Source organism: Roseburia sp. OM03-7AC (assembly GCF_003462625.1).
In the GTDB taxonomy this organism is placed as follows: domain Bacteria; phylum Bacillota; class Clostridia; order Lachnospirales; family Lachnospiraceae; genus Roseburia_C; species Roseburia_C amylophila.
The window spans coordinates 600,756-622,945 of the sequence record NZ_QTZJ01000001.1 but is presented as its reverse complement, the minus strand read 5'-3'; the positions used below and the strand labels follow the sequence as shown (position 1 = coordinate 622,945).

Sequence of the window (22,190 nt, the reverse complement as noted above, 5' to 3'; positions counted from 1 at the left end):
CTTGTAAAAGGAAACCGTATAGAATAGAGCGGAGTTGTCCGCTCTATTTTTCGGTTGCTAGGCTTCCACAGGTTGCCGGATATCTGTAAGGAACTGCAAGTACAGAGTCTTATGGATGACAATGTAAGAACGGCAGAAGGACGATTCCGAGACCACTGATTAGTGCAATTACAGATTGTGTTAATCAGTAGTTTCGGTCGATACACCTCCGGATGGCTGCAAACAGCACCATTTCGGAACTTCTGCCATAATAAGCAGGAATATCCTGTATACAAAAAAGGAGAAATGATATGTACCAGAGTTATTCAATGGAACTTGCCGGAAGAACTCTTACGGTTGATATTAACCGTGTGGGTAAACAGGCAAATGGATGTGCATTCATGCACTACGGTGATACCACTGTATTATCTACTGCAACAGCATCTGAAAAGCCAAGAGACGGAATCGACTTTTTCCCTCTTAGCGTAGAGTTCGAAGAGAAATCTTATGCAGTAGGAAAAATCCCTGGCGGATTTAATAAGAGAGAAGGAAAAGCATCTGAGAATGCAATTCTTACTTCCCGTGTAATTGACAGACCTATGCGTCCGTTATTCCCAAAGGATTATCGTAATGATGTAACATTAAACAACCTCGTTATGAGCGTTGACCCGGAATGCCGTCCGGAAATCGTAGCAATGCTTGGTTCTGCGATTGCAACCTGCATTTCGGACATCCCATTTGACGGACCATGTGCTATGACACAGGTCGGAATGAAAGATGGTGAATTTGTAATCAACCCATCCCAGGAAGTTTGGGACAATGGTGATTTACAGTTGACGGTTGCTTCTACCAGAGAGAAAGTAATCATGATTGAAGCCGGAGCAAATGAGATTCCGGAAGATAAAATGATTGAAGCAATTTACATGGCACACGACATCAATCAGACCATTAATGATTTCATTATGAAACTGGTAAACGAAGTTGGTAAACCAAAACATGAATATACAAGCTGTGCAGTTCCAGAGGAAATGTTTGCAGCTATGCGTGAGATTGTTACACCGGATGAGATGGAAGTAGCAGTATTCTCTGACGACAAACAGACCAGAGAAGAAAATATCCGTAAAGTAACAGAGAAAATGGAAGAGGCATTTGCAGATAACGAAGAGTGGCTTCCATTAGTTGGCGAGGCTGTATATCAGTATCAGAAGAAGACCGTTCGTAAGATGATTTTAAAAGATCACAAACGTCCGGATGGAAGAGCAATCAACCAGATTCGTCCGCTGGCATCTGAGGTTGATATTATTCCTAGAGTACATGGTTCTGCTATGTTTACCCGTGGACAGACTCAGATCTGTGATGTTGTAACATTAGCTCCATTATCTGAAGTTCAGAAAATCGATGGATTAGATGAGAATATTACCACCAAGAGATATATGCACCATTACAATTTCCCATCCTACTCTGTTGGAGAAACAAAACCTTCCAGAGGACCGGGACGTCGTGAAATCGGACATGGAGCACTGGCTGAGAAAGCATTGGTTCCGGTTCTTCCTTCTGAAGAAGAATTCCCATATGCAATCCGTGCCGTATCCGAGACCTTTGAATCTAATGGTTCTACCTCTATGGCATCTACCTGTGCATCCTGTATGGCACTTATGGCTGCAGGTGTTCCGATTAAGAAAATGGTTGCAGGTATTTCCTGTGGTCTGGTAACTGGTGAGACAGATGATGATTACATCGTATTAACCGATATTCAGGGACTTGAAGACTTCTTCGGAGATATGGACTTCAAGGTAACCGGTACACATGACGGTATTACTGCAATCCAGATGGATATTAAGATTCACGGATTAACAAGACCTATCGTAGAAGAAGCAATCAGAAGAACCAGGGAAGCAAGACTTTATATCATGGACGAAGTTATGTCCAAAGCAATTGCTGAGCCAAGAAAAGAAGTTGGACAGTATGCTCCAAAGATTCTTCAGGTTCAGATTGACCCGGCTAAGATTGGTGATGTAGTAGGTCAGAAGGGTAAGACAATCAACGAGATTATCGACCGCACTGGTGTTAAGATTGACATCAATGATGAAGGTGCAGTAAGCATCTGTGGTACCGATAAAGCAATGCTTGAGAAAGCTGCTGACATGATCCGTATCATTACAACTGATTTCGAAGAAGGTCAGATTTTCACTGGTAAAGTAGTAAGCATCAAAGAATTTGGTGCATTCATTGAATTTGCACCGGGCAAAGAGGGAATGGTTCACATTTCCAAGATTGCAAAAGAGAGAATCGAACATGTAGAAGATGTTCTGACTCTTGGTGATACAGTAACCTGTATCTGCATGGGCAAAGACAGAATGGGAAGAATCAGCTTCTCCATCAAGGATGTTCCTGCTCAGAACTAATTGCAGATTCGTGGCATGTGATTTTTCAATACTCACATAAATAAAATAAGGCGTATGCTTTTGCGGATGAAAATCCACAAGGGTATACGCCTTTTTACGTAAGTAGCGAAGAAAAAAGTCTAGCAGAAAAAAAGAGCCGAGTTTGCTGGGTAAACTTTTTTCGGGTATCCGGAAAGCACTGCAGGTGGTCAAAAATGCTGCACTGCATATATTATAAGAAAACATAAAATGGTGCAGTATGGAACGGGTCAGACAGATTACAAGGGTGAATGAAGCTCATAAACTAGGATATATTGGAAATAATGTCACGGTAGCCGTGATGGATACAGGAATTGGAACTCATATTGATTTTGGACAAAGAATCAGAGGATTTCGTGATTATGTAGGTGATCAGAAGATACTTTATGATGATAACGGTCATGGAACCCATGTTTCCGGAATTATTGCAGGTTCCGGTTTTGCTTCTCATGGACGTTACCGGGGGATGGCACCGGGAGCAGCGATATATGCGATAAAAGTATTAGACCGTATGGGAAAGGGAAATACCAGACTGGTGGTATCTGCATTAAAATGGCTGATTGCAAATTATGGGAAAATGAATATAAGAATCTTAAATATTTCCGTAGGAATGCTTGCTTCGGCAAGAAGGGAAGAACAGGAGGAATTGTTAGCAGCAATTGAAGCAGTCTGGGATGCAGGAATTGTAGTGGTTGCCGCTGCCGGAAATAACGGACCAAAGGATAAGAGTATTACGATACCGGGGCTATGCCGGAAGATTATAACGGTAGGCAGCAGTGATGATGAGGAAGGAGAAGTAAAAAATCTGGGTCTGATGCGTGGGTATAGTGGGAGAGGTCCGACGGAAGCCTGCATTATGAAACCGGAAGTAGTGGCTCCTGGAACAGCGATTGTCAGCTGTAAGCGGATGGGAAATGGTTATGAGATGAAAAGTGGAACCTCTATGGCAACACCGGTGGTGGCGGGGGCGGTCGCGGTGCTTTTAAGCCGTTATCCAAATCTAAAACCGGCAGAAGTAAAACTGCGGCTTTATGAGACGAGTGTAGATACCGGAAAATCCAAGCATGCACAGGGCTGGGGGAGACTGGATGTCATGCAGCTGATTCGATAAAATAAAAGAACATGGAAGAGATAAAAAGCAGAGAGAAAGAGACAGAGGGAAAGGAATACGCCGGACATTTGATTTCTGGGAGAAAATGCGGTAAAATGAAAAATACGCATAAAACAAGGGGTAGAAAAGAAAGAGGAGGGAATAAGGTGAAGAAAATAGTTAAAGTTTTAATCAGCAGACTTTTTATCACAGTTTTACTTATTTTACTTCAGTTTGGATATTTATTTTATCTGCTGCTGGAAGTTGGTAAAATGTCTACTTACATCAACCTGATTCTCAATATACTTGCATTTATCGTAGCTTTATTCGTTGTAAATCGAAGAATGAATCCGGCATACCGGCTGGCATGGGTATTTATTATTCTGATGTTTCCATTGCTCGGATTATTGCTGTACGTGGTATTTGGAAGACCGGAACTCACCAGAAAGGCAAGAGAGAAAATGAACCGTGTAAATGAGGAAGTAGAACCGCTTCTTACAGAAGATAGAGCGTGCAGAGAACGGCTGGCAGAAGAAGATTCGGTTGCCGCTGGACAGTCTTCATATATCAGTGACTGGGCGCATTTTCCAGTTTATGAACATACAGCAACAAATTATTATCCGTCCGGAGAAGAAATGTTTCCAGTTATGTTAGAAGAAATCCGGAAAGCGAAAAAGTTTGTTTTTCTGGAATATTTTATTTTAGATGATGGAAAGATGTTCCGGGAGCTGATTCAGCTTTTGAAGGAAAAAGTGGAAGAGGGCGTAGAAGTACGTCTGATTTATGATGATGTTGGCTGCATTACGACACTGCCGAATAATTTCTATAAGGAATTGCAGAAAATCAGAATTAAATGTGCGGCGTTTAATCCGTTGCGGGCGAGACTTGCTGTCATTATGAATAACCGTGACCACAGAAAAATCCTCGTTATTGATGGAAATGTTGCATTTACTGGTGGAATCAATATTGCAGATGAATATATCAATGAAATTGAGCGGTTTGGATACTGGAAGGATACCGGAATCCGTATGAAAGGTGCAGCGGTATGGAGCTTTACCTGTATGTTTCTTGAAATGTGGAATTATATAATAAATTCCACGGAGGATTATGAGAAGTTCCGGCCGGATGCAGACTATGTGGCAAAGATTCCATCCGTTGGATATGTGCAGCCGTATAGTGATACACCGTTAGATCACGAAAATACCGGCGAGAATGTATACATGAACATTATTAATTCAGCACAGAAGTATGTCTACATTTTCACCCCGTATCTGATTATTGACCATGAAATGCTGGTAAGCCTTCAGAATGCGGCAAAACGTGGTGTGGATGTGCGGATTGTAACACCTGGAATTCCGGATAAGAAATTTGTTTATCTTCTGACACAGGCAGATTATGGTGTTCTTATTGAAAGTGGTGTAAAGATTTATCAGTATACACCGGGATTTATTCATGCAAAGAGTTTTGTCTGTGATGATAAAATTGCTACCGTAGGCAGTATCAATCTGGATTACCGCAGTATGTATCTGCATTTTGAATGCGGAGTCTGGTGCTATAAGACCGAGGCAGTGCTGCAGTTAAAAGAAGATGCACTTGCGGTAATCGGACAGTCACAGCAGATTGATCTGGAATTCTGCAAACACAGATTTGTAGGAGTACGGATGATACAGACCTGTCTGCGTCTGCTGGCCCCGCTTTTGTAGAAAAGGTTTTACAGGGAGAAGAAATAAGTAAGCGTCTTACGAAAATAATCCTGATAGGTAGCTTTTGGAATTGTAGTATCATATAAGACACGGATGGAGCCGATTTCTTTTTCATTTAATGTATAGTAAAGTGTGCCGGCTTCTTTTCCCTGTGTTACCGGAGCTTTTATTTCTTCTGGAAGAGAAAGCTTTTTTTCAATAAGATTTAAGTCATTTCCTGCAGTATCAAGATATGAAAAGGTTCCTTCATAGGAAAGACTGACCTTTTTATCAGTGCCACCCCGTACTGATAATTCCGGCAGAGCGGGCGGTGTGGTATCCTGATAGAGCCGGCATACGGAAAAACCATAGTCTAAAAGGGCGGACGCATCAGCAAAACGCACTTTATAATCCGGTGCAGCCATAATGACTGCGATGAGTTTAATGTTATCTTTTTCAGCAGTGGCTGAGACACAGTACTTGGCAAGACCGGTGGAACCGGTTTTTAATCCAGTGGCATAGGCGTATTGTTTGATGAGCTTATTGGTGTTGGTTAAACCAAATTCGGAAGACCCTTTTTTCGTGACATGGGTAATATTTTCCATCCAGATGGTGGAATAATTATGTATCTGCGGATATTTTGTGATTAATTCCCGGGACATTAGAGCAACATCATAGGCACTGGTCATATGATTGTCAACGTCAAGACCGCAGCAGTTAACAAAGTTGGTATCCTTCATACCAAGTCCGGCAGCCCGCTCATTCATCTGGGCAACGAAGGCATCTTCCGAACCGGCAATGAATTCTGCCATGGCAACGCAGGCGTCATTGGCACTGGCAACACTGATACACTTTATCAAGGTATCAACGGTCTGGGTTTCACCCGGCTCTAAGAAGACCTGGGAACCGCCCATACTTGCAGCATGTTCCGAAACTGTGACAACATCATCTAAGGAAATTTTTTGTGTGTCCAGAGCATCGAAAATCAGAATCAGCGTCATGATTTTCGTAATGCTGGCAGGATGCAGGATGGAATGAGCATCTTTTTCATAGATGATAGTTCCGGTAGATGCTTCCATTAAAAGAGCACTGGGAGCGGACAATGCGACCGGAGCAGATGCATCGGAAGCAGCATCCGGATTGGAAGCATCTGGCATGGAAGCATCAGGGGATGGATTGTTGGATTCTGCAGGAGTTTCGTTTTCTGCAAGAACAGAAAATTGTGATGCCATTGGTAAAAAGGCCGGACCAAGAAGAGACAGGCTTATGAAAATGGAAAGAATGGTATGCATAAGAATACCTCCGGTATGTTCTATTACATTTTAATAGAGAAGAGAAAGAAATATGCAGATAAAGCATGGTTTATTTTGTTGATGCAAAGAGGTGAAAGATGTTATTAAAAATCATTATTGTAATAGCATGTGTGATTTTGGTTTACATAATCTGGCAGTGGCAGGAATTAAAAAAATTTGCAAGAACGGATTATGAGATAAAAAGTGGTAAAGTGCAAAGAGAATATAAGGCAGCAGTACTGGCAGATTTGCATGGTTTTCAGTATGGAAAAGACAACATCCGGCTTTTAGATGCAATTAGAAGTGGACAGCCGGATCTGATTCTGATTCCAGGAGATATGGTGGTTAGCAGGAAAAGTGACACCTATGAGACAGCGTTAAAGATATTGGAAGAGCTGTGCAGGATTGCACCGGTTTATTATTCTTACGGAAATCATGAATCCCGTGCCCACATAAGAAAAAGTGAGTATCAGGAGAAATTTTTCGCTTTTGAAAATAAGGTAAAAGAGCTTGGCATCCATGTACTACATAATGAAACAGAAGCTTTTGGAGAACTGGTGGTTACCGGGCTTGAAATTCCATTGTCCTGTTATAAAAAAGGAGTGGATGTGCCACTTCCACAGGATTATCTTGAGAAAACGCTTCCGGAGCAGACGGAAGATACATTTCAGGTGCTGTTAGCACACAATCCAAGATATGCGAAGGAATATGCAGACTGGGGAGCGGATTTGACTTTTTGCGGACATAATCATGGAGGACTGATACGGATTCCGGGTGTTGGAAGCCTGATTTCTCCGCAGTTTCAGTGGTTCCCGAAATATGATGCAGGAGCCTTTGATTTTGAGGGAAAGAAAGTAATCGTAAGCCGGGGGCTTGGAACCCATACCTTTCATATCAGAATCTTTAACCGGGCGGAACTTGTGTTTATGGTTATAAAACCACAAGATATTGCTTGATTTGTGGTATAAAGTTGTGAAAAACACTAAATCTTGTGAAAACACTTGCGTTTTTTCTTAGATACCGTTAAAATAGATGTGCTAGGAAAGAATGGAGAGGTTTTGAAATGGAATTAACAGTAAAGCTGCAGGTGTTCGAAGGACCGTTGGATTTGCTCCTTCATCTGCTGGATAAGAATAAAGTAAATATCTATGATATCCCAATTGTGGAGATTACCAATCAGTATATGGAATATATCCGGGAAATGAAGCGGCAGGATTTAAATGTTATGAGTGAGTTCTTAGTTATGGCAGCCACACTGATTGATATTAAATCAAAGATGCTTCTTCCGGCAAAAGAGACAGAAGAAGAGGAAGCAGAAGACCCGAGAGCAGAACTGGTAGAACAGCTTTTGGAATATAAGATGTATAAATGCATTTCCTATGAATTAAAAGACCGTCAGATGGATGCGGAAAAGGTGATGTTTAAGGAGCCGACGATTCCAGACGAGGTAGCTGCCTATGAAGAGCCGGTGGATTTAGAGGAACTGATGGCAGATGTCACATTGAAGAAATTGAATGATATTTTCAAATCCATCATGCGTAAGCAGGAAGATAAGATTGACCCGGTTCGTTCCAAATTTGGCAAGATTGAGAAAGAAGAAGTATCACTGTCCGATAAAATGGTATATTTAGAGCAGTATGCAATGACACATCCACATTTCAGCTTCCGCAGTCTTTTAGAAGCACAGTGTGGCAAGATGGAGATTATCGTGACCTTCCTTGCAGTGCTTGAGCTGATGAAGATGGGCAAGATAACCATTTATCAGGATAAAATATTTGATGATATCAGAATAGAGTCCAAGGTTGCAGCCTAGGCTCTTATTATATGAGGGTAGTAATGGAAGAAAAGAATTATGAAGCAATTATAGAAGCAATTTTATTTACCATGGGGGAATCGGTAGAATTGGATAAAATTGCCAATGCAATTGAATTAGACAAACAGGAAACCAAAAAGAAAATAGAAGCACTCCAGCAGAAATATGAGCAGGAAGAAAGAGGTATCCAGATTATCGAACTGGACGGTGCTTATCAGATGTGTACGAAGAATGAAATGTATGAATATCTGATTCGGATTGCAAAACAGCCGAAGAAGCGTGTCCTTACAGACGTACTGTTAGAGACCTTATCCATCATTGCTTATAAGCAGCCAATCACTAAGGCGGAGATTGAAAAAATCCGTGGCGTATCCTGCGACCATGCAGTAAGCAAACTGGTGGAATATAATCTGGTCAATGAAGTGGGAAGATTGGATGCTCCGGGCAGACCTATGCTATTTGGCACAACAGAGGAATTCTTACGGAGCTTTGGTGTGCATTCCATCGATGAACTCCCGGTGCTGAATGAAGACCAGGTGGAAGAATTCAAGCATCAGGCTGAACAGGAAGCAGAAATGAAGCTTGAAGTATAGCAACAGGGAATGTAGTAAGCGGAAGTATAATCGAAGTATAATCATAGAAAGAAATGAATAGAATGCAGAGAAAATGTATTTTGGAGCGGTCATGAAAAAGAGACGGTGGAAGAAAATGACAGCATTATCTCTGCTTTTTATATTTTTTAGTTCCAATCATATTCCGGCAGAACCGCTGCCACAGGATAATCCGGATGAAACGCAGGAAGAAAATGAAATAGAAATCGAAGAACCAAAGAATTTGTACGCGCTGTCTGCATGCTTAATGGATGCGGATTCAGGGCGTATTTTGTTTGGAAAAGAAGAGGATGTGCGCCGGGCAAATGCCAGTACGACAAAGATTATGACATTGATTGTAACCTTAGAGCATGCAGATTTAAATGACGTGGTTACATTTTCTGATTATGCAGCCTCCCAGCCGGATGTGCAGCTGAATGGAGCAAGTGGGGAACAGTTTTTATTAAAAGACCTTTGTTTCTCTCTGATGTTAGAATCCCACAATGATTCGGCAGTGGCAATTGCGGAACATGTGGCAGGAAGTGTGGAGGCATTTGCTGGCTTGATGAATGAGAAGGCGGCGGAGCTTGGCTGCATGGATACCTATTTCATTACGCCAAACGGACTGGATAAGGAAGATGAAAACGGATTCCATGGAACGACAGCAGCCGACCTTGCCCGGATTATGAGCTATTGCATCAATGAGTCTCCCATGAAAGAGACTTTTCTTGAAATTACGCAGACACCGTCCTATTCCTTTTCTAATATAGAAGGAACACGAAACTATAGCTGCAATAATCACAACCGTTTCCTTACGATAATGGACGGAGCAATCAGTGGTAAAACCGGTTTTACGGGCAATGCCGGATACTGTTATGTGGGAGCATTGCGGCGGGATGACCGTACCTATGTGGTGGCACTTTTGGGCTGCGGCTGGCCAAACAATAAGAATTATAAATGGTCAGACACAAAACAGCTGATGCAGTATGGAATTGATTCATTTGAAAAGGTAAATCTTCTGGAGTTGGAAATCCCCAAGGAAGCAGAATGTCCTCTTGAGATAAGTGGGGCAAAGACAGAAGACTATAGCAGAATTAAGATGACAGAGGTTCAGAACAGGACAGAGGAAAAACAGATAGAAAATATACTGCTTCGTAAGGATGAATCCATTGAATTTAAATTGGAGAGAAAGCAGAGACTTGAGGCTCCGGTGGAAGCAGAAACTACTGTTGGAACCCTTAAGTATATACTGAACGGGCAGGTGGTGAGAGAGGAAGAACTTGTCTTAAAAGACAGTGTTCCGGCATGGGATTACCGCTACAGCTGCCTCAGAATGGTTGACCTTTTTTCTTTATAAAGTCAGAAAATCAGCCATAAAATGCGATATGTAAAATCTGTGAAAAAATTAACAATTTGCTATTGAAAAGTTTTGGTCAATGTACTACAATTACCCTAGCGAAAAATTTTATTTTTTCTAAAATAGATGGAGGACTAAGAGATGAGCAACAGAAGTAATAACTTAGCAGAACAGAGAATTTGCCGTTTGCTGGATGAAAACAGCTTTATGGAAATAGGTTCTCTGGTAACCGCAAGAAATACGGATTTTAATCTGGCAGATGAAGCTACGCCATCAGATGGTGTCATTACCGGACATGGTCTGATTGATGGTAATCTGGTATTTGTCTACAGTCAGGATTCTTCCGTATTAAATGGAACAATTGGCGAGATGCATGCAAAGAAAATTGCAGCTGTTTATGACAGGGCGATGAAGATGGGTGCACCGGTAATCGGACTTTTGGATTGTGCCGGAGTTCGTCTTCAGGAATCAGTAGATGCTTTGAATGCATTAGGAATGATTTATGAAAAACAGGTTATGGCATCCGGAGTAATTCCACAGATTTGTGCTGTATTTGGCAACTGTGGCGGCGGACTTACCGTAGTACCTGGATTATGTGATTTTGCATATATGGAAGCTGATAAAGCCAAAATGTTTGTAAATGCACCAAACGCAATCGAAGGAAATTACGTTGGAAAATGTGATACTTCTTCTGCAGATTTCCAGAGCACAGAGACCGGCGTCATTGATATGGCAGGTTCTGAAGAAGAAATCTTTGCACAGATTCGTGAATTGGTCTGCATGCTTCCGGCAGATAACACAGAGAATGGTTATATGGAAGACTGTGAAGATGATTTGAACCGTGCATGCGAAAATGTAGATACCATGAAAGGCGATCCTCGTTTCGTATTAAGCGAGATTTCTGATAATCACAATTTCTTAGAGACAAAGAAGGATTATGCAAAGAGCATGGTAACCGGATTCATCCAGTTAAACGGACTGACTGTCGGTGCTGTTGCTAACTGCACAGAAGAATATGATGAAGAAGGAAAGAAAGTCGCAGAGCATGATGCAGCACTTTGTGCAAAAGGCTGTGAAAAAGCTTCTGAATTCATCCAGTTCTGTGATGCATTTGATATTCCTGTATTATCTCTTACCAATGTGGCTGGATTTACAGCAACAAAATGCAGCGAAAGAAGACTTGCAAAAGCTTTGGCTAAACTTACATATGCATTTGCAAATGCTACCGTTCCTAAGGTTAGCCTGCTTACCGGTAATGCTTACGGAAGTGCAGCAGTAATGATGAACTCCAAAGCAATCGGTGCTGACCTTGTATACGCATGGCCGGATGTTAAGACCGGTATGATGGATGCACGTCTTGCAGCAGAGATTATGTATGCAGATGCTGATGCAGACAAGCTTGCAGAGAAAGCAAAAGAATATGAGGCATTACAGTCTAATGTTGTAACTGCAGCTAAGAGAGGATATGTAGACTTGATTATTGAGCCTGCTGATACCAGAAAATATCTTGTAGCAGCTTTTGAAATGCTGTTTACAAAACGTATGGATACTCCATATAAGAAACATGGAACAAAATAGAAAGGTGAATCTTATGAAGAAAAAATTGTGGATGCTTGTATGTGTTTTCGTGCTTGCATTTTCTATAACGGCCTGTGGTAAGACAGATCAGACTTCAATAACATTCAATGGAGGCACCTATGACCAGTGGAAGGATACAGTACAACAGACAGTACAGCAGATAACTACTGTGTCAGAAGCTGATATTGATAATGCTCTTTCTTCCATTTCAGAGAAGAGCGATGCAGTAAACTACAACTTCTATAGCAGTTGGAAAGAAGCTGTTGCTGACGAAGGAGATTTCCAGGGATTTGGTGACTTTACCATGACAGAGTCAAATAAGACAATGGTAATGGAACAGATATTGAATTATACCAACCGTGATTTGAGTTTTACTGTTGTATTTGATACAACTACAGACACACCGGAACTTACCAGTATGACATTTGACAAGGTATATTCACTTGGCGAGAAAATGGGCAAAGCCGGAATGAATACACTTATGGGCATGGGTACCGTATTTGTAATCTTAATTTTAATCAGTATTATTATTTATGCATTCCGCATTATTCCTTATTTACAGAATAAGAAAAAGAATGCGGCTGATGCAACTGCTGCAAAAGAAGATAAAGTAGTAGAACAGATTGCTCAGAAAGAAGAGCTGGTTCAGGATGATTTGGAACTTGTTGCAGTTATCTCTGCTGCAATTGCGGCAGCAACAGGAAGTTCTACAGATGGATTTGTAGTACGTTCCATTAAGAGAAGATAGTTTGAAGAATAATTAGGAGGATATAAAGATGAAAAACTATACAATTACAGTAAATGGAAATGTTTATGATGTTACCGTAGAAGAGAACGGAGCATCTGCACCTGTAGCTGCACCAAGAAAGGCAGCAGCAGCTCCTGCAGCAAAAGCAGCAGCACCTAAGGCAGCAGCCGGAGCAGGAAGCATTAAGATTGAAGCCGGAGCAGCCGGAAAAGTATTCAAGATTGAGGCTCAGCCTGGAACAGCAGTAAAGAAAGGTGATGCAGTTCTGATTCTTGAAATTATGAAAATGGAGACTCCTGTTGTTGCACCGGAAGACGGAACAGTTGCAAGCATCGAAGTTGCAGTTGGTGACAGCGTAGAAGCAGGAGCATTACTTGCTACAATGAACAACTAGGAGGAAAATTATGTTAAGTTATGTTGGAGACACAATGAGTAACCTCCTGCATCAGACTGCATTCTTTAACCTGACCTGGGGTAACTACCTTATGATTGTAATTGCCTGCGTATTCTTATATCTGGCAATCAAGAAAGGTTATGAACCTCTTCTTTTGGTTCCGATTGCATTTGGTATGCTTCTGGTTAACATTTATCCGGACATTATTGCAAGTCCGGAAGAGACCAGCAATGGTGTCGGTGGTTTACTTTATTATTTCTATACTCTGGATGAGTGGTCAATCTTACCTTCTCTGATTTTCCTTGGAGTTGGTGCGATGACAGATTTTGGCCCTTTGATTGCAAACCCAATCAGCTTCCTTTTAGGAGCAGCAGCACAGTTCGGTATTTTCGGAGCTTACCTGCTTGCAATTCTGATGGGATTCAATGACAAGGGAGCAGCAGCCGTATCTATTATCGGTGGAGCAGATGGTCCGACCTCTATCTTCCTTGCCGGTAAATTAGGACAGGCTGCATTGATGGGACCGATTGCGGTGGCAGCATATTCTTATATGTCTTTGGTTCCGATTATTCAGCCGCCAATTATGAAACTGTTTACAACAAAGAAAGAACGTGCAATCAAGATGGAGAACCTTCGTCCGGTATCCAAACTGGAGAAGATTTTGTTCCCAATCGTAGTTACTACAATTGTATGTCTGATTCTTCCGACAACCGCTCCGTTGGTTGGTATGCTTATGCTTGGTAACCTCTTCCGTGAGTCTGGTGTAGTCAGACAGCTTACAGATACAGCATCCAATGCTTTGATGTATATCGTAGTTATTCTTCTGGGTACTTCCGTTGGTGCATCTACCAGTGCAGAAGCATTCTTAAATTTCAGCACACTTAAGATTGTTGCTCTTGGACTGATTGCATTTATGTTTGGTACTGCAGCCGGAGTTCTCTTTGGAAAACTGCTTTGCTGGATTACCAAAGGAAAAATTAATCCGTTGATTGGTTCTGCCGGAGTTTCCGCCGTGCCTATGGCTGCGCGTGTATCGCAGAAGGTCGGTGCAGAAGAAGACCCGACAAACTTTTTACTTATGCATGCAATGGGACCAAACGTTGCCGGTGTTATCGGTACAGCAGTAGCTGCCGGTGTATTTATGGCAATCTTTGGTATATAGGAGGATAGAAATGTCAGAAGAAATGAAAAAACCTTTAAAAATTACAGAAACTGTTCTTCGTGATGCACATCAGTCTCTGATTGCAACCAGAATGACAACAGAACAGATGCTTCCAATTATCCCGAAAATGGATGAAATTGGATATTATGCAGTAGAGTGCTGGGGCGGAGCAACATTTGATGCCTGCCTTCGTTTCTTAAAAGAAGATCCATGGGAGAGACTTCGTAAATTAAGAGATGGATTTAAGAAAACAAAACTTCAGATGCTGTTCCGTGGACAGAATATCTTGGGATATCGTCCATATGCAGATGATGTGGTTGAGTATTTCGTACAGAAATCTATTGCAAACGGAATTGATATTATCCGTATTTTTGACTGCTTAAATGATGTTCGTAACCTTCAGACAGCAGTAACAGCATGTAACAAAGAAAAAGGACATGCTCAGGTTGCATTATCCTATACATTAGGAGATGCTTATACCTTGGATTACTGGATGGAAATGGCAAAGAGAGTAGAAGACATGGGTGCTGATTCCTTATGTATTAAGGATATGGCAGGACTTTTGGTTCCTCAGAAAGCAACCGAACTGATTCAGGCTCTGAAATCTTCAACCAGCCTTCCAATCGAACTGCATACACATTATACTTCCGGTGTTGCTTCCATGACATACATGAAAGCAGTAGAAGCTGGATGTGACATTATCGATACCGCAATGTCACCATTTGCACTTGGTACCAGCCAGCCTGCAACCGAAGTTATGGTAGAAGCATTCAAGGGAACACAGTATGATACTGGTCTTGACCAGAACAAACTGGCTGAAATCGCTGATTACTTCCGCCCAATGCGTGAGGAAGCATTAGACAGCGGCCTGATGAATCCAAAGGTACTTGGTGTTAATATCAAGACTTTGTTATATCAGGTACCGGGTGGAATGTTATCCAACCTGATTTCCCAGTTAAAAGAGCAGGGACAGGAAGATAAATACGAAGAAGTACTGGCTGAAGTACCTCGCGTTCGTAAAGACCTTGGTGAGCCACCACTTGTTACACCTTCTTCCCAGATTGTTGGTACACAGGCTGTATTTAACGTATTAATGGGTGAGCGTTACAAAGTTGCTACCAAAGAGACCAAGGATATTCTTCTTGGAAAATATGGTCAGACTGTAAAACCTTTCAATCCGGAAGTTGTGGATAAGGTTCTTGGTGCTGACAAAGATAAGGCAATTACCTGCCGTCCGGCAGACTTACTTGAGCCTGAATTAGATAAGATTGAAGCTGAAATGAAACAGTACAAACAGCAGGATGAAGATGTATTATCTTATGCATTATTCCCACAGGTTGCTACTGAGTTCTTCAAATATCGTCAGGCACAGCAGACGAAAGTTGATACAACAATTGCAGATACAAAGAACGGAGCATATCCGGTATAGGGTACCTTGCTATCTATAGCAGTAAAGAAGCGGCTACAGACAAATATGTCTGTAGCTGTTTTCCTTTTGATTGGTATAATGGAATATCAGAATTACATAAAAATTCTATGGACAAGAGGACAAAAGATTGCTATGATGAAGTCATGATTTGTCATGGGGTAGACAATTTTAATTGCAAAGCATTTGAAAATATTGTGGCAGTTCTTTCACGGTATTTGGAGAGGAAAAAGGTGAAGGACAATGAAACTGTATGAATTGGGGACAGGGGAGCCGGTGCAGGTGCTGGTGAAAGTGGAGAATGCTTCAGCAGAATATGATAGTACAGTTGCTTTTGGAAAAGAAGGCATTTTATTAATTGAGCCAATACGTTATGATGGAAAAATTATTAATTTTTCCGGAGATAAGGTGCATATCAGTGTAATTTATATGGAAGATGGAATCAAACCGCTGATATGGGAGGGGTGCAGAATGCAGACCGTCCAGGCAGGAAAAGAAAAATATCATGCAATTGTATGCAAGCGTGAAGGAATAAAATGGAACCGCAGACAGGCGTATCGCCAGTATCTGGGACTGGATGGAATGTTGTCCATTGACAGTACAAGAGCAAATCGTTCTGTGGTTGTGAAGGATATCAGTGCTACCGGAGTGTCATTTGTGGGGATGCCGGATATGAATTATCTTTCCATGGGACCGTTTCATTTGACGTTTGAAGATAAAGCAAGCAGGCTTAAAGTGCAGTTATCCGGTATGGCTGTTCGTCAGGAGCCGGTAGATGAAACGAAAGTGATTGTAGGATGTACGGTAAAGCAGGCAAATCTCGACTTGGGGACTTATGTCGCCTCCAAGCAGAAGCAGGAAATTGCCAGACGACATGGAAACTGACGAAAATCCTGCAAAAAGATGTTAAAACGACATAAAAAATGCAAAATATTTGTAGAATCGAGAAGAAGGAACTATGAATGGGAATACCAATGATTTGACCAGTCGAATCAACGAATGTTATGGAAGTTTAAGCAAAGGACAGAAAATATTAGCAACCTATATTACGGATAATTATGATAAGGCGGTATTTCTTACGGCAGCAAAAATGGGACAGGTAGTAGGTGTGAGCGAATCGACTGTAGTACGATTTGCTACACATTTAGGCTATAAGGGTTATCCGGAATTTCAGAAGGCTTTAGAGGAGATGGTTCGGAATAAGCTCAACTCCATTCAGCGTATGGAAGTGACTTATGGAAGAATCAGCCAGTCGCATATATTAGAAACGGTATTGCAGTCGGATCAGGAGAAAATTAAGGATACCTTGGAACATATTGATGAGCATGCTTTTGAACTGGCAGTAGATACCATTATCAAAGCAAAACATATTTATATTGTTGGAATACGAAGCTGCGCTCCACTGGCAGCTTTTATGGCGTTTTACTTTAATCTGATGTTTGAAAATGTGACATTGCTTCAGACCAATAATTCCAGTGAATTATTTGAACAGATGGTGCGAATCAGTAAGGATGATGTCATTATCGGAATCAGTTTTCCAAGATATTCCATGCGTACCTTAAAGGCAATGGAATTTGCCAATAACCGGAATGCAAAAGTAATTACATTAACAGATAGTGTGCATTCCCCAATGAATTTATATTCTTCCTGTAATCTGATTGCAAGAAGTGATATGGCATCTATTGTGGATTCTCTGGTGGCACCGCTTAGTGTTATCAACGCACTGATTGTTGCTTTGTGTATGAAGAAGCAGGGTGAGGTTGCCAAGACATTGGAGACCCTGGAGGATATCTGGAATGAATATCAGGTATATGAAAATGATGAAATTAATTATATTGATGATAAAATCAAAATGAGATATGCCAAATTAGGAGATGCAGATGAGTAAGGTACTTGTAATCGGTGGTGGACCGGCGGGCTGTTTTGCAGCAATTGCTGCGGCAGAGCAGGGACATCAGGTCGTATTGTTAGAACGCAATGAGAAAATCGGGAAAAAATTATTCATTACCGGAAAAGGAAGATGCAACCTTACCAATGCATGTGATACGGAAGAACTATTTTCAAACATTCCAAGGAATTCCAAGTTCTTATACAGCGCAATCTATTCTTATGACAATTTCCGGGTCATGGATTTCTTTGAACAGAATGGAACACCGGTAAAGGTGGAACGGGGAAACCGTGTATTTCCGGTATCAGACCATTCATCGGATGTCATTGCAGCCTTAAAACGCTCCCTGGATGCACATAAAGTAAAGATTATGTATCATACAGCGGTAGAAAAGCTTATGGTATCGGAGAATTGTGTACATGGAGTAATTACTGCAGAGGGAAAGAAAATGCCGGCAGATGCAGTAGTTATTGCAACAGGCGGCTGTTCTTATGCATCTACCGGTTCTACCGGGGATGGTTATCGTTTCGCAGAAGCCTGCGGACATACCATAAAAACCTGCAGTCCATCCCTTGTGCCTTTTAACGCAGAAGAGGAATATGTCAAAGAATTGCAGGGGCTATCGTTGAAAAATGTAAAGGCGAGCATTTATCAGGGCAAAAAGCTTTTGTATGAAGCTTTTGGAGAAATGTTATTTACCCATTTTGGCGTAAGTGGACCTCTGATGTTAAGCGCCAGCAGTGTGGTAAATGATGCGGTAAGAAAACAGCCGTTGCAATTATACATTGACTGGAAACCGGCACTCTCGGAAGAACAGTTAGATCACAGAATTTTAAGGGACTTTGAAGAGGCAAAGAACCGGCAGGTGATTCATGGAATTGAAAAATTATATCCGTCCAAATTCCTGCCGATTATTTTAAGACTTGCTAAGATTCCAGCAGAAAAGCGTGTCAATGAAGTAACCAAAGAGGAACGGCAGCGACTGGTGGACTTGACAAAGAAGTTCCCGGTTACACTGACTGGTTTACGGGGCTTTTCGGAAGCCATTATTACAAAGGGCGGTGTTTCTGTAAAAGAAGTAAATCCATCGACCATGGAATCAAAATTAACAAAGCATCTTTATTTTGCCGGAGAGGTATTGGATTTGGATGCATTTACCGGCGGCTTTAATCTGCAGATTGCCTGGTCTACCGGATATCTGGCAGGAAGCAGCATTGGAAATGAATAAAGAGAATAAAAAAGCAGAAAAATCGGAGGATGAGAAATGAGCTTTAATATAGCAATCGACGGACCGGCAGGAGCCGGAAAAAGCACTATAGCAAAACAGCTTGCAAAGGAACTTTCTTTTATATATGTAGATACAGGAGCCATGTATCGGAGTATGGCATTGTATTTTATGAGAAATGGCATTGCAAAGGAAGATGAGGCAGCAATTTCAGATGCCTGTAAAACCGTGGAAGTATCTATTGCCTATGAGAACGGAGAACAGCAGGTGCTTTTAAACGGTGAGAATGTCAGCAAAGAAATCCGGAAAGAAGAAGTTGGAAAAATGGCATCTGCCACCAGTGTTTATAAGGAAGTCCGCAAAAAACTGGTTGAATTACAGCAGAAGCTTGCAGCAGATAAAGATGTTATCATGGATGGAAGAGATATCGGAACCTGTGTGCTGCCGAATGCCCAGGTAAAGATTTATCTTACTGCAAGTGTTGAAACAAGAGCCGAGAGAAGATATCAGGAATTGCAGGAAAAAGGTGCTGCCTGTGATTTGGAAGTGATTAAAAAAGATATTGCGGACCGTGATTATCAGGATATGCATCGGGAAATTTCACCATTAAAGCAGGCAGAAGATGCCATTCTTGTAGATTCTTCGGATATGGGAATTGAAGAAGTGGTAGAAACCATCAAAAATATTTATAGGGAAAAATGTTAATATGAAAAATGTCAGAGTTGCAAAAAGTGCAGGTTTCTGCTTTGGCGTAAAGCGTGCAGTAGATATGGTTTATGCACAGCTTGAAACAAACGATGAAACAAAGGATGGAATAAAAGACCCGATTTATACTTACGGACCGATTATTCATAATGAAGAAGTGGTAAAGGATTTAGAGGCAAAGGGCGTAACCGTAATCCATGATATTTCAGAAATAGAAGAATCAGAAAAAGGAACCATCGTCATCCGTTCCCATGGTGTAGGCGAAAAAATATATCAGACATTAGAAAATGCCGGTTACCATATCGTGGATGCCACCTGTCCTTTTGTAAAGAAGATACATCGTCATGTACGGGAATATGGAGATGCCGGTTATCATGTTGTAATTATCGGAAATGCCAGCCATCCGGAGGTAGAAGGAATCCGTGGATGGGGAAATGAAGAGGAAATTACGGTAATTGGAACGAGGGAAGCAGCAGAAAATTTCCGGGTTTCAGCAGGAAAAAAGGTTTGTATCGTATCACAAACGACATTTAACTACAATAAATTTCAAGAATTAGTTGAAATTATAAATAAAAAAGGTTATGATATAATTGTTTTAAATACAATCTGTAATGCAACGGAAGAGCGGCAGACCCAGTCGAGGGCTTTGGCAAAAGAAGTTGAAGCAATGATTGTGGTTGGTGGGAAGAGCAGTTCCAACACACAGAAGTTATTTGAAATATGTAAAAACGAATGTGCAAATACTTACTATATACAAACCATAGATGATTTGGATCCGGCAGTACTTCGGACCATTGATAACGTAGGTATTACCGCAGGGGCATCTACCCCAAATAAAATTATTGAGGAGGTTCAAAATAATGTCAGAAATGAGTTTTGAACAAATGTTGGAAGAATCTTTTAAAACAATAAGAAATGGAGAGGTAGTCGAAGGCGTCGTTATCGGTGTTAAGCCAGATGAGATCATCCTTAATATTGGATATAAGTCAGACGGAATTATTACACGTAATGAATATACGAACGAAGCAAATGTAGACCTGACCACCGTTGTATCTGTAGGTGACACTATGGAAGCCAAAGTTTTAAAGGTAAATGATGGAGAAGGACAGGTACTTCTTACTTACAAACGTCTTGCTGCTGAAAAAGGAAGCAAGCGTTTAGAGGAAGCATTCAACAATCAGGAAGTGCTTACCGCAAAGGTTACACAGGTATTATCCGGTGGATTAAGTGTTGTAGTTGACGAAGCAAGAGTATTTATTCCTGCAAGCCTTGTATCAGATACTTACGAGAAAGATTTATCTAAGTATGAAGGACAGGAAATTTCATTTGTAATCACTGAGTTCAACCCAAGAAAGAGAAGAATTATCGGTGACAGAAAACAGCTTTTAGTAGCAGAGAAAGCTGAAAAACAGAAAGAACTCATGGAGAGAATCCATGTTGGTGATGTTGTAGAAGGTACAGTAAAGAACGTAACAGACTTTGGCGCATTCATCGACCTTGGTGGAGCAGACGGACTGTTACATATTTCTGAAATGTCCTGGGGACGTGTTGAAAGTCCTAAGAAAGTATTCAAAGTTGGCGATACTGTAAAAGTATTCATCAAAGATATCAATGAGAGTAAGATTGCACTGAGCATGAAATTTGAGGATGAGAATCCTTGGAATAATGCTGCAGAGAAATATGCAGTTGGTAATGTGGTAACAGGTGTTGTTGCAAGAATGACAGACTTTGGTGCATTCGTAGAATTAGCTCCTGGAGTAGATGCATTACTTCATGTATCCCAGATTTCTAAAGAGCATGTTGAGAAACCTTCTGATGTATTAAAAGTAGGTCAGGAAGTAGAAGCTAAAGTAGTTGACTTTAATGAAGAAGACAAGAAAATCAGCTTAAGCATGAAAGCACTTCTGCCAGAAGAGGAAGCTGATACAGAAGAAGTTCCTACAGAAGAATAATAAGGTAGGAGGTAGCATATATGTTTGAAGGCTATGAAAAGTTTAAAAAAGATATATATGCAATGACCACGATTGACTTAAATGCTTACAAAGAGAAACAGATGCGTCGTAGGATTGACAGCCTTTTGGTAAAGAATAAGGCTCAGTCCTATGATGAGTATGTACATCTGCTTCATACAGATAAAGAGAAGTTTGACCAGTTTATTAATTTCCTGACTATTAATGTTTCGGAATTTTACCGGAACCCGGAACAGTGGAAGTTTTTGGACGAAGAGGTTTTCCCGGCACTTATAAAACAGTTTGGCAGCAATTTGAAAATCTGGAGTGCAGCGTGTTCTACCGGAGATGAGCCATACTCTCTTGTAATGGCTTTATCAAAGCATGTTCCGCTGAACCAGATACATATAATTGCTACTGATATTGATAAACAGGTACTTGAGAAAGCAAGAGTTGGACTTTATAACGAAAAGAGCATTGAATCTGTACCGGATGATTTGAAGCGTAAGTATTTTACACAGGTAGGAAAATCCTATAAGATTTCCGATGAAATCAAAAAGCATGTAGAATTTCGGGAACATAATCTTTTGCGGGATCCATATCCATCAGGTTGTCATTTGATTGTCTGCAGAAATGTAGTAATTTATTTTACAGAAGAAGCAAAAGACGAGATTTATCGCAAGTTCTATGATTCTTTGGCAAAAGATGGAATGTTATTTATCGGAAGTACAGAGCAGATTATGAATTATCGTGAGTTGAATTTAAAAAGGCATCAGTCATTTTTCTTTCAGAAATAATAATGACATAGTAAAGACCTCGTTCTCAAAATTGGGAAAGAGGTCTTTTTTTACAGGAAATTGCTTTCCTGTAAAGTAAAAAACGCTCCGCG

20 protein-coding genes are annotated in these 22,190 nt (G+C 41.0%); 19 read left to right on the top strand and 1 reads right to left on the bottom strand.

Going from position 1 to position 22,190, the window contains the following annotated elements; translation table 11 throughout:
* Nucleotides 1-290: 290 nt before the first annotated feature.
* The 3 genes from DXB39_RS03080 to cls all read left to right on the top strand — a co-directional run bounded on the left by DXB39_RS03080 (nt 291) and on the right by cls (nt 5,195).
* Nucleotides 291-2,384: a polyribonucleotide nucleotidyltransferase gene (locus tag DXB39_RS03080; protein ID WP_117697175.1), complete on the top strand. Its 2,094-nt coding sequence runs from the start codon at nt 291-293 to the stop codon at nt 2,382-2,384.
* A gap of 238 nt (nt 2,385-2,622) precedes the next feature.
* Complete coding sequence (locus DXB39_RS03075; RefSeq protein WP_117841003.1) at nt 2,623-3,513, top strand: S8 family peptidase; 891 nt, start codon at nt 2,623-2,625, stop codon at nt 3,511-3,513.
* A gap of 146 nt (nt 3,514-3,659) precedes the next feature.
* Nucleotides 3,660-5,195, top strand: a complete 1,536-nt coding sequence (cls, locus tag DXB39_RS03070) for a cardiolipin synthase (RefSeq protein ID WP_117697179.1) — start codon at nt 3,660-3,662, stop codon at nt 5,193-5,195.
* An 8-nt stretch (nt 5,196-5,203) separates the two neighbouring features.
* Here the strand turns inward: cls and DXB39_RS03065 are convergent, their stop codons facing one another.
* On the bottom strand, nt 5,204-6,466 hold the full coding sequence (locus DXB39_RS03065; RefSeq protein ID WP_117841004.1) for a D-alanyl-D-alanine carboxypeptidase family protein: 1,263 nt from the start codon (nt 6,464-6,466) through the stop codon (nt 5,204-5,206).
* 98 nt (nt 6,467-6,564) lie between these two features.
* On the opposite strand from DXB39_RS03065, the gene DXB39_RS03060 reads away from it, so the two are divergent.
* The 16 genes from DXB39_RS03060 to DXB39_RS02985 all read left to right on the top strand — a co-directional run bounded on the left by DXB39_RS03060 (nt 6,565) and on the right by DXB39_RS02985 (nt 22,098).
* Complete coding sequence (locus tag DXB39_RS03060) at nt 6,565-7,422, top strand: metallophosphoesterase (protein WP_117841005.1); 858 nt, start codon at nt 6,565-6,567, stop codon at nt 7,420-7,422.
* 107 nt (nt 7,423-7,529) lie between these two features.
* On the top strand, nt 7,530-8,279 hold the full coding sequence (locus DXB39_RS03055) for a segregation and condensation protein A (protein ID WP_022243723.1): 750 nt from the start codon (nt 7,530-7,532) through the stop codon (nt 8,277-8,279).
* A gap of 23 nt (nt 8,280-8,302) precedes the next feature.
* The gene (gene scpB / locus DXB39_RS03050) at nt 8,303-8,872 is read left to right on the top strand and encodes an SMC-Scp complex subunit ScpB (RefSeq protein WP_117841006.1); all 570 of its coding nucleotides are present in this window, start codon (nt 8,303-8,305) and stop codon (nt 8,870-8,872) included.
* A gap of 91 nt (nt 8,873-8,963) precedes the next feature.
* Complete coding sequence (locus DXB39_RS03045) at nt 8,964-10,226, top strand: D-alanyl-D-alanine carboxypeptidase family protein (protein WP_243005991.1); 1,263 nt, start codon at nt 8,964-8,966, stop codon at nt 10,224-10,226.
* Between the two features lie 141 nt (nt 10,227-10,367).
* A complete protein-coding gene (locus DXB39_RS03040) occupies nt 10,368-11,804 on the top strand; it encodes an acyl-CoA carboxylase subunit beta (protein WP_117697184.1) in 1,437 nt (478 codons plus the stop codon).
* 13 nt (nt 11,805-11,817) lie between these two features.
* The gene (locus DXB39_RS03035; RefSeq protein WP_117841007.1) at nt 11,818-12,552 is read left to right on the top strand and encodes an OadG family transporter subunit; all 735 of its coding nucleotides are present in this window, start codon (nt 11,818-11,820) and stop codon (nt 12,550-12,552) included.
* A gap of 28 nt (nt 12,553-12,580) precedes the next feature.
* Complete coding sequence (locus DXB39_RS03030; protein WP_022243728.1) at nt 12,581-12,946, top strand: biotin/lipoyl-containing protein; 366 nt, start codon at nt 12,581-12,583, stop codon at nt 12,944-12,946.
* A 10-nt stretch (nt 12,947-12,956) separates the two neighbouring features.
* Nucleotides 12,957-14,108, top strand: a complete 1,152-nt coding sequence (locus tag DXB39_RS03025; RefSeq protein ID WP_117697187.1) for a sodium ion-translocating decarboxylase subunit beta — start codon at nt 12,957-12,959, stop codon at nt 14,106-14,108.
* A gap of 10 nt (nt 14,109-14,118) precedes the next feature.
* Nucleotides 14,119-15,537 carry an oxaloacetate decarboxylase subunit alpha gene (locus tag DXB39_RS03020; protein ID WP_117841008.1) on the top strand — a complete coding sequence of 473 codons (1,419 nt, stop codon included), beginning with the start codon at nt 14,119-14,121 and terminating at the stop codon, nt 15,535-15,537.
* A 240-nt stretch (nt 15,538-15,777) separates the two neighbouring features.
* Nucleotides 15,778-16,419, top strand: a complete 642-nt coding sequence (locus DXB39_RS03015) for a hypothetical protein (protein WP_117841009.1) — start codon at nt 15,778-15,780, stop codon at nt 16,417-16,419.
* Between the two features lie 73 nt (nt 16,420-16,492).
* The gene (locus tag DXB39_RS03010) at nt 16,493-17,422 is read left to right on the top strand and encodes a MurR/RpiR family transcriptional regulator (protein ID WP_022243732.1); all 930 of its coding nucleotides are present in this window, start codon (nt 16,493-16,495) and stop codon (nt 17,420-17,422) included.
* Nucleotides 17,415-18,650 carry an NAD(P)/FAD-dependent oxidoreductase gene (locus tag DXB39_RS03005; RefSeq protein ID WP_117841010.1) on the top strand — a complete coding sequence of 412 codons (1,236 nt, stop codon included), beginning with the start codon at nt 17,415-17,417 and terminating at the stop codon, nt 18,648-18,650. Before DXB39_RS03010 ends, DXB39_RS03005 begins: the two co-directional genes overlap by 8 nt.
* A 36-nt stretch (nt 18,651-18,686) precedes the next feature.
* Nucleotides 18,687-19,352, top strand: a complete 666-nt coding sequence (gene cmk / locus DXB39_RS03000; RefSeq protein WP_117841011.1) for a (d)CMP kinase — start codon at nt 18,687-18,689, stop codon at nt 19,350-19,352.
* Between the two features lies 1 nt (nt 19,353).
* Nucleotides 19,354-20,232, top strand: a complete 879-nt coding sequence (ispH, locus tag DXB39_RS02995) for a 4-hydroxy-3-methylbut-2-enyl diphosphate reductase (RefSeq protein WP_022243735.1) — start codon at nt 19,354-19,356, stop codon at nt 20,230-20,232.
* Nucleotides 20,213-21,304: a 30S ribosomal protein S1 gene (gene rpsA, locus DXB39_RS02990; protein ID WP_117841012.1), complete on the top strand. Its 1,092-nt coding sequence runs from the start codon at nt 20,213-20,215 to the stop codon at nt 21,302-21,304. Before ispH ends, rpsA begins: the two co-directional genes overlap by 20 nt.
* A 20-nt stretch (nt 21,305-21,324) precedes the next feature.
* Nucleotides 21,325-22,098 carry a CheR family methyltransferase gene (locus DXB39_RS02985; protein WP_022243737.1) on the top strand — a complete coding sequence of 258 codons (774 nt, stop codon included), beginning with the start codon at nt 21,325-21,327 and terminating at the stop codon, nt 22,096-22,098.
* Nucleotides 22,099-22,190: the final 92 nt, after the last annotated feature.

Excerpts from the sequence above, each read along its gene's own strand:
- DXB39_RS03030 (WP_022243728.1), top strand. The coding sequence starts at position 12,581 with ATGAAAAACTATACAATTACAGTAAATGGAAATGTTTATGATGTTACC.
- DXB39_RS02985 (WP_022243737.1), top strand. The coding sequence starts at position 21,325 with ATGTTTGAAGGCTATGAAAAGTTTAAAAAAGATATATATGCAATGACC.
- ispH (WP_022243735.1), top strand. The coding sequence starts at position 19,354 with ATGAAAAATGTCAGAGTTGCAAAAAGTGCAGGTTTCTGCTTTGGCGTA.
- rpsA (WP_117841012.1), top strand. The coding sequence starts at position 20,213 with ATGTCAGAAATGAGTTTTGAACAAATGTTGGAAGAATCTTTTAAAACA.
- DXB39_RS03005 (WP_117841010.1), top strand. The coding sequence starts at position 17,415 with ATGAGTAAGGTACTTGTAATCGGTGGTGGACCGGCGGGCTGTTTTGCA.
- DXB39_RS03065 (WP_117841004.1), bottom strand. The coding sequence starts at position 6,466 with ATGCATACCATTCTTTCCATTTTCATAAGCCTGTCTCTTCTTGGTCCG.
- DXB39_RS03045 (WP_243005991.1), top strand. The coding sequence starts at position 8,964 with ATGAAAAAGAGACGGTGGAAGAAAATGACAGCATTATCTCTGCTTTTT.
- DXB39_RS03040 (WP_117697184.1), top strand. The coding sequence starts at position 10,368 with ATGAGCAACAGAAGTAATAACTTAGCAGAACAGAGAATTTGCCGTTTG.
- DXB39_RS03010 (WP_022243732.1), top strand. The coding sequence starts at position 16,493 with ATGAATGGGAATACCAATGATTTGACCAGTCGAATCAACGAATGTTAT.
- DXB39_RS03015 (WP_117841009.1), top strand. The coding sequence starts at position 15,778 with ATGAAACTGTATGAATTGGGGACAGGGGAGCCGGTGCAGGTGCTGGTG.
- DXB39_RS03055 (WP_022243723.1), top strand. The coding sequence starts at position 7,530 with ATGGAATTAACAGTAAAGCTGCAGGTGTTCGAAGGACCGTTGGATTTG.
- DXB39_RS03080 (WP_117697175.1), top strand. The coding sequence starts at position 291 with ATGTACCAGAGTTATTCAATGGAACTTGCCGGAAGAACTCTTACGGTT.
- scpB (WP_117841006.1), top strand. The coding sequence starts at position 8,303 with ATGGAAGAAAAGAATTATGAAGCAATTATAGAAGCAATTTTATTTACC.
- DXB39_RS03035 (WP_117841007.1), top strand. The coding sequence starts at position 11,818 with ATGAAGAAAAAATTGTGGATGCTTGTATGTGTTTTCGTGCTTGCATTT.
- DXB39_RS03020 (WP_117841008.1), top strand. The coding sequence starts at position 14,119 with ATGTCAGAAGAAATGAAAAAACCTTTAAAAATTACAGAAACTGTTCTT.
- DXB39_RS03025 (WP_117697187.1), top strand. The coding sequence starts at position 12,957 with ATGTTAAGTTATGTTGGAGACACAATGAGTAACCTCCTGCATCAGACT.
- DXB39_RS03075 (WP_117841003.1), top strand. The coding sequence starts at position 2,623 with ATGGAACGGGTCAGACAGATTACAAGGGTGAATGAAGCTCATAAACTA.
- DXB39_RS03060 (WP_117841005.1), top strand. The coding sequence starts at position 6,565 with ATGTTATTAAAAATCATTATTGTAATAGCATGTGTGATTTTGGTTTAC.
- cmk (WP_117841011.1), top strand. The coding sequence starts at position 18,687 with ATGAGCTTTAATATAGCAATCGACGGACCGGCAGGAGCCGGAAAAAGC.